Here is a 10,675-nt window from a genome sequence, read left to right on the forward strand (position 1 = left end):
CCGGGGCGACCATACATTGGCTTCCGCAGAGGACCGTCGCCTTCAGGCGACGGAGGACGACGAATCCGCCCGCCGGCGTGGACAGGGCTGTCGGAAGGGAAAGCGGATGCGGGTTCGCTCCGCCCGCCGGTGGGCCGCCCGCAATCCGCACGACGGCGAGGGCGGCGGCCGCGTCGAACGCCAGGAGGACGCCGAGGAACCAGGGCGGCCCGCTCGGCCAGGGCGAGAGCTCCCCGCGCGACAGGTCCGTTCACCCTCCCTTCCCAAGCCCGGGCCGACCGTGCGACGACGCGGAACGGTCTCCCGTTCGGGTCACGGCGATCCCCCGGACCAGTGATCCGAGGCCGCGTATCCCTGCCCGTGAGACTGCCCGACCGATGACCGATCCGACCGCCCCGCCTCCGAGCCGCCTCCGCCGCTGGGGCGGCGTGGCCCTGGCCGGCCTGCTCTCGCTGCTCTGTCCCGGGCTCGGCCATGTCCGGGCCAGGGCCTGGCCGCTCGGTGCGGCGCTCGTGGTGGTCTGGACCCTCGCCTCGGTCGTCCTGTTCGGGATCACCGCCCTGTGGCCGCCGACCCCGCCGGTGGTGACCGCCTGGCTCGTGCTCCTCGCCGCCTTCCTGCTGATCTGGCTCGGCGCCGCCATCGACGCCATGCGGCGGGCCCGGTCGTCCTCGATGCGGCCCAAGCCGCCCTGGTGGCGCTCGGCCTGGCTCGCGGCCCTGGTCGTCCTTCCGCTTCAGGCCGGGCTGGATGCGACGATGCCGTTCGGGTGGCGCTCGTTCTCCATCCCCTCCGCGTCGATGAATCCCGGCCTGGTGGTGGGCGACGTCTTTCTCTCCGATGCCCGCCGGGACCGCCCGTTCCCGGCCCGGGGCGACATCGTGATGTTCCGGCCCAGGACCCTCCCGGAAACGATCTACGTCAAGCGCGTGGTCGCCCTGCCCGGCGACACCGTCGCCATGACGGACGGATCCCTGATCCTGAACGGTCGCCCGGTGCCGCAGGAGGCGGACGGGACCGTCACGGTGGGGAGCGGGCAGACGGCGCACGCTTTCATCGAGCGGCCTGCCGGGAGCGCCGGCTACCGCATCGCCCGGCTCGACGGGACCACGGTCGGACGGGACCTGCCGCCGACGACGATCCCGCCGGGCGCCCTGTTCGTGCTCGGCGACAACCGGGACAACAGCCTGGACAGCCGCCACGAGCAGATCGGCCTGGTGCGCACCGAGGATCTCGTGGCGACGGGCGGCACCTTCACCTGGCCGCCGACGACGGGCCGCCTGCTCACCGCCCTGCGCTGACGGCGCCCCCTCAGCCCTTCCAGTTCTTCAGCGCCGCGAACGGGCTGTCGGCGGCCGCGCTCTTCGGCGGGTTCAGCACCGGCTCGACCTGCGCCACGGCGTCGCTGAGCGAGAAGGCGGTGCCGCTCGGCAGCTTGCCGCCGGCCGCGTCCTGGTGGCCGCCGCCGCGGAACAGGCGGGCCCCGTCGAGGGCGGTGCCGTCGATCGAGCGGAACGACAGGGTGCCGGCGCGCTGCACGTTGACGAGGCGCTTGGCCCGGCCGCTCGCCATCACGAGGTCGGAGACCCGCTGGAAGGTGCCGGCATCGAGGGCGAAGGACAGGAGCGTGCCGTCCGGGAGGGCATGGAACAATGCGTCGGAGCGGGCGAGCGCCCGGGCCATCCGCTGGCGGGTGGTCAGGGTCGCGTCGTCGTCGGGCTCGTCGCGCATCAGCGCGTCGACGATCGCCCCGCGGATCGCCGGCACGGCGCGCTCCAGCTCGGCCGGGGTGGCGCCGGTGCGGAGCTTGGCGGTCGCTTCGAGCAGCAGGCGGGCGATGAAGGGATCGTGCGCCGGATGCCCGACCGGCACCAGGGTGCCGACATTGTCCCAAAAGATCTCGTCGAGGGCAAAGCCGCCGGGAAAGTGCGGGTCCTCCTTGCGCCAGAGGTCGAGGGCGTCGACGGAGGCGACGAGCAGCGCGAGGTCCCCGGCCCGGGCCGGGTCGGCCTCCCGGGTGGCGAAGAGGGCGCGGTGGGTCGCGACCATCTTGGTCGCGCTGGCATTCTCGTCGATCAGCACGGTGACGGCCGGATCGCCGAGGTCGAACCGCGACAGCCGCGGGTTCTCGGCATCGGCCTTCGGCTCCAGGTTCTGGCGCCGCATCTGGTCGATCGAGGAGGTGTGGTGATCCAGCACCACCAGCCGGTGCTGGGCCTCCGGGTCGCGCTTGCGGTTCATGGCGGCGAAGCGGCGCAGGAAGGCGATCGTCGGCTCCTCGATGCCGAGATCGGTGATGAGCACCATCTCGGCCGCCTTGGTTTTCCCTAAGCGCTTCAATTCGTCGTCGACCACGGGACCGACATCGCCGTAGCGCGGCACGTGCACGATCCGGGCGGGCTCGGCATAGGCCGCGACGAGGGTGGCGGCGCCGTAGCCGTCGAGGTCGTGGTGGGTGATCTGGGTCAGGCGCACGTCGAAGGGTCCGGGGTCGGGTCGGGGATGAATCCGGCCAGCATAGCGGCTCGCGCGCGGCTTCGGCAGGGCCCGAGCGAGAGGAAAAGAGCGGCCGGTCAGGACAAGGCCGGCTCCTCGCCCGCCAGATGCCGCAGCAGGTCGCGCAGCCAGCGATGGGCCGGGTCGTCGTCATAGGAGGCGTGCCAGAGCATCCCCACCGCCACCTCGTCGAGGGAAACGGGGGTTGGGCTCACCGTCAGCCCGAGGGTCTCGGCGAAGAGGAGCGCCAGGCGGGCATGCATGGTGGTGAGCACCGGCGCACTGCGCACCAGGAACGGCACCGCCAGGAAGCGCGGCGAGGTGACCGCCAGGGTGCGGCTGAGGCCGAGCTTGGCGAGGGCATCGTCGACCACCCCGTGGGCGGTCTCGCGCAGGCTCGTCAGCACGTGCGGGAAGCGCAGGTAATCATCGAGCGAGATCGGCGGCGTCAGCCCGACCAGGGCAGCGTTGAACAGGCAGACGTAGCTGTCACGGTAGAGCAGCCGCTGCTTGTGGTGCGCCTGACCGCGGAACGACAGGTCGATCGCGAGATCGAGCCGGTCGGCATCGATCTCCTCGAGGAGATGCGCCCGGTCGAGGGAGCGCAGCAGCAATCTGATCCCCGGCGCCTCCCGGCGCAGATGGGCCAGGAGCCGCGTGCCGAGCAGCACTTCGGCGCTGTCGGGCAGGCTGATCGTGAAGGTGCGCTCCACCGTGCGGGGATCGAAGACATCGTCCCGGCGCACCAGGATCTGGACTTGGCGCAGGACCGTCCGCACGGGCTCGGCCAGCGCGAGGGCCCGCGGGGTCGGCCGCATCCCGTCGGGGGCGCGGGTGAGCAACTCGTCGCCGAACAGGATGCGCAGGCGCGCCAGCGCGCTGCTCATCGCCGACTGGCCGATGCCGATGCGGGCCGCCGCCCGGGTGACGCTGCGCTCGGCGAGCAGCGCGTCGAGGGCCACCAGGAGGTTGAGGTCGACCCGGGAGAGATCGATATGATCAATAGTCATTATCGATGCGATCTGTTTGATCCATGCTGCACCGCAGCGCATATCACGTCCATGGATGCGGGGCCGCAGCGAGCCCCGCGACGAACGGACCCGACGACCATGACCATGATGACGACGTTTCGCACGACCATCCTGACGGCCGCCTTCGCGGCGGCCTCAGCGGCTGCCGCCCAGGACCTCCGGCCGAGCGGCGCGGCCAGCCTCGATCTCGGCCCGCTCGCCGGTGTGGCCTACTACGCGCCCGAGCCCGCCGGCTACCGCGTGGTGGTGACCCTCGCCCCCCGCGCCGCCGCTCCCGCTTCCCGGTTCGAGGCGGTGCTGGCCTCCGGGCAGAGCATCACGGTCTCGTCGCCGCGACAGGAAGGCGCCCCGGCCCGGGCGGTCGCCATCACCCGCACCGGCGACACCGTCGCGGTGACGCCGCTGCGCGGCTGGGACACCGTCGAGGCGACCGCCTCGGTGGAGTGATCCGGCAGAGACTCGCGGGCGGCTGCCGCGCCGCCCGCGGGAGGGGAGGTTCGCGATCGTCGATCTCGTCGGGATGCGGCCGCGGTCAGGAGACCGGCGTCAGCCGGGCAGCCGCTCCACCCGCGACAGCAAGCAGCCCGGCCGGGCGGTATGGATGTTGACGAAGGCCGTGCGGGGATCGGTCAGGGCCCTGTCGAGGGGCGCATCGATCTCGGCGCCGGCGCAGACATGCCCGAGGTCGTAGAGGCATAGGTCGGTGTCGTCATAGGCGCGGACCGACACGAGCGGGTTGGCCCGCACGATGGGAGCCACCGCGTTCACCGCCTCGGCCCGGGGGCATGCGTCGGCGTGCAGGAAGATGGGGCTGGGCGTCCAGTAGATGCCGCGCGGCCGCGGCAGGTCGTAGGCGCCGAGCAGCACGGTCTCGCCGGGCCGGGCCAGACGCAGGCAGTGCCGGCAGGGAAACGCGCCGTCCGCCGTCGCGACGACGGACCTGACGGCATTGTCCCGATCGTCCCGACCGGTGCGGCGGAACCGCTCCGCCGTCTCGGTCGGGATCGCCATGCATTGGAACGCGGTCATCTCGGCACCTCCTCCGGCCGGGATAGATCCCCGGGGGCCGGCGCCGCATCCCGCTTCTTGCGGTCGCATTCGTGGGAGCCGTCCGACCCGGCGCCTCCGGCGGCGACCGCCTCGATCAACCGCAGATGCGCCGGCAGGCAGACCCTCCTGAGGTCGTAGGCGAGGGCGCTCTGCCGCGCCGCCGCCCGCAAGGGGGCCATCGCGGCGGGGTCGGCCAGGGCCGAGACCACCGCCTCGGCGATCGCCGCCGCGGAGAAGAAGTCGACCAGGATCCCATTCTCGCCGTGGCGGATCACCTCCTCCACCGGCGGCGTCGCCGAGCCGACGAGGCAGGCGCCCAGGGCCATCGCCTCCAGCATCGACCAGGACAGCACGAACGGATAGGTCAGGTAGACGTGGACGGCCGAGACCCGCAGCAGGTCGACGTAGTCGCGATAGGGAATCCGCCCGACGAAATGGACCCGCGACAGGTCGAGTTCCGCCTTGACCTCGTCGAAGAACAGCTCGCGCCAAGTCCGGCCGGCAGGGGGGCGTCCGCCGTAGCTGGTGGCGCTGCCGCCGACGATCACCGCCCGGGCCTTCGGGCGCCGGCGCAGGATCTCGGGCAAGGCCCGCATGAAGCTGTGATAGCCGCGATAGGGTTCGAGATTGCGGTTGACGAAGGTGACGACCTCGTCGCCGACCCCGAGAGGGAAGCGGCCGCGGCCGAGCGTGATGCGCGCGCTCGGATCGGGCCGCAGCAGGTCGGTGTCGATGCCGTCGTGGATCACGCTGAGACGGTCGCGGAAGACGGCCGGGATGCGGCTCGCCTGCCACGCGGTGGGACTGACCAGCCGGTCGGAGGCCGCGAAGGCGAGGAGCAGACCGGCATTGCGGGCGCGGGTGCGGAAGACGTCGCCGGTCCGGCTCGGGAATTCCGGGTCGAAGCCGAAATCGGCGCCCGAGGCGCTGTAGAAGAACTCCGCGAAGGTCAGGAGCCGGGCCTGTGGCCAGACGTCCGTCAGGAAGAGCGTCTCGCCCCATCCCGCATGGCCGCAGATCACGTCGGGGACGAAGCCCTCGGCCTTGAGGGCGAGCGCCGCCAGGGCCGCCGCCTCGCCCCGCAGGGTCGCGGTCTCGAACTCGCCGCGAAGGGATGGATGCCGGGCGTGGAGCGGCCGGCGACCGGATAGCGGATATGGCGCACGCCCGGCAGGGCGGGGGCGGGATTGATGCCGAGCGCAACCACCTCGGTGCCGGGCCGGGCCGCCAGGGCCGGGGCGACGTGCCGGTACTGGCCGGGGAAGTTCTGGTGGACGAAGAGGACGCGCATCGGATCTCGGATCGTTCTTCCGGTGGCGAGGAACGGCCCGCCCGCCGCACCGGGCCGGGCCTCGGCGGCGACACCGCCGGGGCATTTGCCTCGAAGCCGGCCTTCCCGTCATCTGGGCGGACCACCGTCGGATGGAAGGAACGCCGGATGCTGACCCTGCGCCAGATCGAGGTTGTCCGCGCCGTGATGGTGACCGGGACCATCGCGGGCGCGGCCCGGCTCCTCAACGTCTCGGCGCCGGGCATCAGCCGGCTGATGAAGTACACCGAGACTTCGCTCGGCTTCCGCCTGTTCGACCGGCGCGCCGGGCGACTCGTCCCCTCCGAGCAGGCGCGCCACGTCTTCGCGCAGATCAACGCGGTGTTCGACAAGATCGAGGACCTGCGCTTCGTCCTCGAACGCACGCAAGGCGGCGCGGGCCAGGACCTGCTGATCGGCTCGGTGCCGTCGATCTCGCACGTCATGGTGCCGCGGGCGATCGAGCGGGTGCGGGCGGCCTATCCCCACCTCGTCATCGACATCAACATCCTCAAGCTGGAGGAGGCGATCGACTACCTGCTGCTGGGCAAGGGCGAGGTGGTGGCGATGAGCTACCGCCTCGACCATCCGGCCCTGACCTTCGAGCCCCTGGCGCGGGGCGGCCTGTTCTGCATCGTGCCGCTCGACCATCCGCTCGCGGCCCGCTCCTCGATCTCGGCCGAGGAGATCGTGCGCCATCCCCTGATCGGCATCGATCCCAACGACCCCTATGGTCGGATCATGTCCGACATCTTCCGCGAGCGCGGCCTGTCCTACGGGATCACCATCCGGGCGCGGTTCGGCTCGACGGTGTGCTCGCTGGTGCGGGCGGGCCTCGGCATCGCGGTGATCGACCAGTTCACCATCGCGTATGACGCCGTCCCGGGAATCCGCGTGCTGCCGATCGAGGAGGCGCCGGTCTTCGAGACCTGGATCGCCATGAAGGCCGGCACCGCGCTCAGCATGTTCGCGGCGGGCTTCGTGCGCGTCCTGCGCGAGGAGATGGCGCGGCCCGGGCAAGTCAGGCCGTGATGTCCGGCCGTGAGGTGGAGCGGGACCGTAACATGATGTTACGATCACCGTGCAACTTGGTACTCAGGATGCGGGCAAGACGGGCGTAAGGTCGCGGCCAGGGACAGCTCGCCGCGGGCGGGCGCACACAACAAGGGCCACCGCATGGCTCACGGACACGCCAGACCGATCCTGCTCGGGCTGATCGGCGCGCCCATCGCGCATTCGGCCTCGCCCGCGATGCACGAGGCCGCCGCCGAGGCGGTCGGCCTCACGGCGCATTACCAGCTCATCGACCTGCCCGGGGCGGATGCGGCGCAGCTGCGTGCCGTACTCGGCGCCCTCGCGCCGATCGGCTTTGCCGGCGTCAACGTCACCTTTCCGTACAAGGAAGCGGTCCTGCCGCTGCTCGACGCCTTGTCGCCGGGGGCGCGGGCGGTCAGCGCCGTCAACACGATCGTCGTCCGCGACGGGCGCCTCATCGGCCACAACACCGACACGACCGGCTTTGCCCGCGCTCTCGTCCAGGCTTTCGGGCCGCAGCCGGACGGCCCGGTGGCGCTCGTCGGCGCCGGCGGCGTCGGCAAGGCGGTCGCGGTCGCCCTGGCGCAGTTCCCAGGGTTGGAGGTCCGCCTCGTCGATGCCGACCCGGCCAAGGCGGCAGCGGTCGCCGCCGCGCTCGATGGCCATGCCAGCCTGCGCGTCTGCCGCCGGATCGAGGAGGCGGTCGAGGGTGCGCGCGGGATCGTCAACGGCACGCCGGTCGGCATGCTGCCTGACCGCGGCACGCCCGTCCCCTTCGGCCTGCTCCATCCCGGGATGTGGGTGGCGGATGCGGTCTATTCCCCGCTCTGGACGCCGCTGCTGACGGAGGCGGCCCGGATCGGCGCCCGCACCATGACCGGGCGCGAACTCGCCATCCACCAGGCCCTCGACGCCTTCGCGCTGTTCACGGGCCGCGCGGCGCCAGCCTCCGCCATGGAACGGGCCTTCGACCGCGCGGTGGCGCCGCGGGCCGCCTGACGCGCCGCGCCGCCTCGGCCGTCCCCTTGCTGTCTGGGGGCGGATAGGAAATTGCGCCCAACAGGCTTGATTGATCTTTACTTTACGCCATAGCCCTCATTACCCTCGAAGAAAAACCAAGCTGACCCAATGCCGTCCGAAGCTCGAAGGCGGCACAGATCCTGTCGAACCACGGAGGAATACCCGATGAGCGCTGCACGAGGCGACCATATCCACGACCGCCAGCAATCGAAGAAGGCTGCCGCAAGCGCCTGGATCGGCTCGGCGCTGGAATATTATGACTTCTTCATCTACGCGACGGCGGCCTCGCTGGTTTTCCCGCAGCTGTTCTTTCCGTCCAACAACCCGACGGTGGCGATCGTGGCCTCGCTCGCCACCTACGGCGTCGGCTACGTCAGCCGGCCGATCGGCGCCTTCGTGCTCGGCCACTGGGGCGACACCCACGGGCGCAAGCAGGTGCTCGTCCTGTGCATGTTCCTGATGGGCTTCTCGACCATCGCGGTCGGCCTCCTGCCCACCTACAGCCAGGTCGGCATCCTCGCCCCGATCCTGCTCGTCATCCTGCGTCTGATCCAGGGCTTCGCCGTCGCCGGCGAGATCTCGGGGGCCAGCTCGATGACCATGGAGCACGCGCCGTTCGGCCGCCGCGGCTTCTTCGCCAGCTTCACCCTCCAGGGCGTGCAGGCCGGCCAGATCCTCGCCGCCGCGGTGTTCCTGCCGCTCGCCGCCTACATGCCGACCGAGGCGTTCAATGCCTGGGGCTGGCGCATCCCGTTCCTCCTGAGCTTCGTCGTCATCATCGTCGGCTACATCATCCGCCGCGAGGTCGACGAGACCCCGGCCTTCGCCGCTGAGGAGAAGCAGGGCGAGGTCGCCCGCGCGCCGATCGTCGAGGCGTTCGCCACCTCCTGGCCCGACATGCTGCGGGTGGTGTGCATGGCGCTGATGAACGTGATCCCGGTTGTCACCACCATCTTCGGCGCGGCCTACGCCGTCCAGGCGGCCTACGGAATCGGCTTCCACAAGGACGTCTATCTGTGGATCCCGGTGCTCGGGAACATCCTGGCGGTGGCGGTGATCCCGTTCGTCGGCAACCTGTCGGACAGGATCGGCCGTCGCCCGCCGATCATCGTCGGGGCGATCGGCTCCGGCCTACTGTCCTTCGGCTATCTCTATGCGATCAGCATCGCCAACGTGCCGCTGGCGATCGTGATGTCGCTGCTGATGTGGGGCATCGTCTACCAGGGCTACAATGCGGTCTTCCCGAGCTTCTACCCCGAGCTGTTCCCGACCCGCACCCGGGTCTCCGCGATGGCGATCTCGCAGAACGTCGGCACCGCCATCACGGCGATGCTGCCGGCCCTGTTCGCCACCGTGGCGCCTCCCGGCTCGGCCAACATCCCGCTCACGATCGGCTCCCTCGCCCTGGCAATCACCGTGGTGTCGGCGATCGCGGCCTTCACCGCCCGGGAGACCTACCGGATCCCCATGAAGGATCTCGGCCAGCCCCGCGCGGTGCCGATGCCGCAGGCGGAATACGACCGGCTGCGCAGCGAGGCGATGGCCTGACGACGACCCGGCCCGGGCGCGCCCCGGGCCGGCCGACGGACCATGGACGGGCCGGGCGCGGAGGCGTCCGGCCCGTCCGCTGTTTCGGCCGGCCGCGTTGGTGGCCGAGCGCGCCGCGGCGCGCAAACCTCGCCCCGCAATGCTGGATTTCGCCGGCCAGATAGGGCATCGGGCGTGGCACTCCCTTCGACACACGGCGCCTCATGACCGAGACCTCCCCGATCCCGCCGGCCGCGCGCCCGAAGCTCGTCCTCGCCTCGGCCTCGCCGCGGCGCCTCGCGCTGCTGCAACAGGCGGGGATCGAGCCGGACGCCCTGCTGCCGGCCGACCTCGACGAGGCGCCGCTGAAATCCGAGAAGCCCCGCGACCTGGTGCGCCGGCTGGCCCGGGCCAAGCTCGACGTGGCGGTGGCGGCGGCGCGCGGCACCGAGGAGCTGCGCCAGGGCTACGTGGTGGCGGCCGACACCGTGGTGGCGGTTGGCCGGCGCATCCTGCCGAAGGCCGAAGTGACCGACGAGGCGGCGGATTGCCTGCGGCTGCTCTCCGGCCGCGCCCACCGGGTCTACACGGCGGTCTGCGTCGTCGGCCCGAAGGACCGGCCGCGGGAGCGGCTGGTCGAGACCCGGGTGCGGTTCAAGCGCCTCTCGGCGAAGGAGATCGACGCCTATCTCGCCAGCGGCGAATGGCGCGGCAAGGCCGGTGGCTACGCGATCCAGGGACTCGCCGGCTCGTTCGTGCTGAAGCTCGTCGGCTCCTACAGCGCCGTGGTCGGCCTGCCGCTCTACGAGACGGTCGGCCTGCTTGAGGGCGAGGGCTACCCGGTCCGCGGCGCCTGGGGCGATGCGGCCTGACGACGGACAGGAGGCGCGCGTGACGACGCCCGACGACACCCCGCAGCCGGCCTGCCCGATCTGCGGCAAGCCGGCTTCCCCCAGCATGAAGCCGTTCTGCTCCAAGCGCTGCGCCGACGTGGACCTGCAACGCTGGCTCAGCGGGCGCTACGCGATCCCCGGCCGCGACGAGGATGCGCTCGGCCAGGACGACGGCACGCACGAGGAGTGATACCAACGGTCGTTGAAAACGACCTTTGGTTCCGTTCGCGAATTTGCGTCAAGCCTCTGGCTTGGCATCGAAAATTCGAGATGGTTCATCGGCCCGATGCGTCAGCATCTTGGGCCGATGGTAT

11 protein-coding genes are annotated in these 10,675 nt (G+C 71.3%); 7 read left to right on the plus strand and 4 right to left on the minus strand.

The window, feature by feature from the left end; genetic code table 11:
* The first annotated feature begins 377 nt into the window (after positions 1 to 377).
* On the plus strand, positions 378 to 1,301 hold the full coding sequence (lepB, locus tag VP06_RS33995) for a signal peptidase I (RefSeq protein ID WP_053082132.1): 924 nt from the start codon (positions 378 to 380) through the stop codon (positions 1,299 to 1,301).
* Positions 1,302 to 1,311: 10 nt separating this feature from the next.
* Here lepB and VP06_RS32725 read toward each other — a convergent pair whose 3' ends face one another.
* Positions 1,312 to 2,475 (minus strand): dimethylmenaquinone methyltransferase, encoded by a 1,164-nt coding sequence (locus VP06_RS32725; protein ID WP_048468001.1) that lies wholly within the window; start codon positions 2,473 to 2,475, stop codon positions 1,312 to 1,314.
* A gap of 98 nt (positions 2,476 to 2,573) precedes the next feature.
* Complete coding sequence (locus tag VP06_RS32730) at positions 2,574 to 3,506, minus strand: LysR family transcriptional regulator (protein WP_048468002.1); 933 nt, start codon at positions 3,504 to 3,506, stop codon at positions 2,574 to 2,576.
* A 99-nt stretch (positions 3,507 to 3,605) separates the two neighbouring features.
* Here VP06_RS32730 and VP06_RS32735 point away from each other — a divergent pair, with 99 nt between their 5' ends.
* Complete coding sequence (locus VP06_RS32735; RefSeq protein WP_048468003.1) at positions 3,606 to 3,974, plus strand: hypothetical protein; 369 nt, start codon at positions 3,606 to 3,608, stop codon at positions 3,972 to 3,974.
* Between the two features lie 99 nt (positions 3,975 to 4,073).
* Here VP06_RS32735 and VP06_RS32740 read toward each other — a convergent pair whose 3' ends face one another.
* Positions 4,074 to 4,556 carry a DUF1203 domain-containing protein gene (locus VP06_RS32740; RefSeq protein WP_048468004.1) on the minus strand — a complete coding sequence of 161 codons (483 nt, stop codon included), beginning with the start codon at positions 4,554 to 4,556 and terminating at the stop codon, positions 4,074 to 4,076.
* Complete coding sequence (locus VP06_RS32745) at positions 4,553 to 5,980, minus strand: glycosyltransferase (RefSeq protein WP_342586859.1); 1,428 nt, start codon at positions 5,978 to 5,980, stop codon at positions 4,553 to 4,555. Before VP06_RS32745 ends, VP06_RS32740 begins: the two co-directional genes overlap by 4 nt.
* 35 nt (positions 5,981 to 6,015) lie before the next feature.
* Here VP06_RS32745 and VP06_RS32750 point away from each other — a divergent pair, with 35 nt between their 5' ends.
* From VP06_RS32750 to yacG, 5 genes are all read left to right on the plus strand, one after another.
* A complete protein-coding gene (locus VP06_RS32750; protein ID WP_048468005.1) occupies positions 6,016 to 6,918 on the plus strand; it encodes a LysR family transcriptional regulator in 903 nt (300 codons plus the stop codon).
* A 144-nt stretch (positions 6,919 to 7,062) separates the two neighbouring features.
* Positions 7,063 to 7,920 carry a shikimate dehydrogenase gene (locus VP06_RS32755; RefSeq protein ID WP_048468006.1) on the plus strand — a complete coding sequence of 286 codons (858 nt, stop codon included), beginning with the start codon at positions 7,063 to 7,065 and terminating at the stop codon, positions 7,918 to 7,920.
* Positions 7,921 to 8,106: 186 nt separating this feature from the next.
* Positions 8,107 to 9,489 carry an MFS transporter gene (locus tag VP06_RS32760; protein WP_048468007.1) on the plus strand — a complete coding sequence of 461 codons (1,383 nt, stop codon included), beginning with the start codon at positions 8,107 to 8,109 and terminating at the stop codon, positions 9,487 to 9,489.
* Between the two features lie 203 nt (positions 9,490 to 9,692).
* Entirely contained in the window at positions 9,693 to 10,340 is a 648-nt protein-coding gene (locus tag VP06_RS32765; RefSeq protein WP_048468008.1) for a Maf-like protein, read from the plus strand.
* Between the two features lie 19 nt (positions 10,341 to 10,359).
* The gene (yacG, locus tag VP06_RS32770; RefSeq protein ID WP_245291403.1) at positions 10,360 to 10,551 is read left to right on the plus strand and encodes a DNA gyrase inhibitor YacG; all 192 of its coding nucleotides are present in this window, start codon (positions 10,360 to 10,362) and stop codon (positions 10,549 to 10,551) included.
* The last annotated feature ends 124 nt before the right edge of the window (positions 10,552 to 10,675 follow it).

Origin of the sequence: Methylobacterium aquaticum, assembly GCF_001043915.1 — a bacterium.
GTDB classification, from domain to species: Bacteria; Pseudomonadota; Alphaproteobacteria; order Rhizobiales; family Beijerinckiaceae; genus Methylobacterium; species Methylobacterium aquaticum.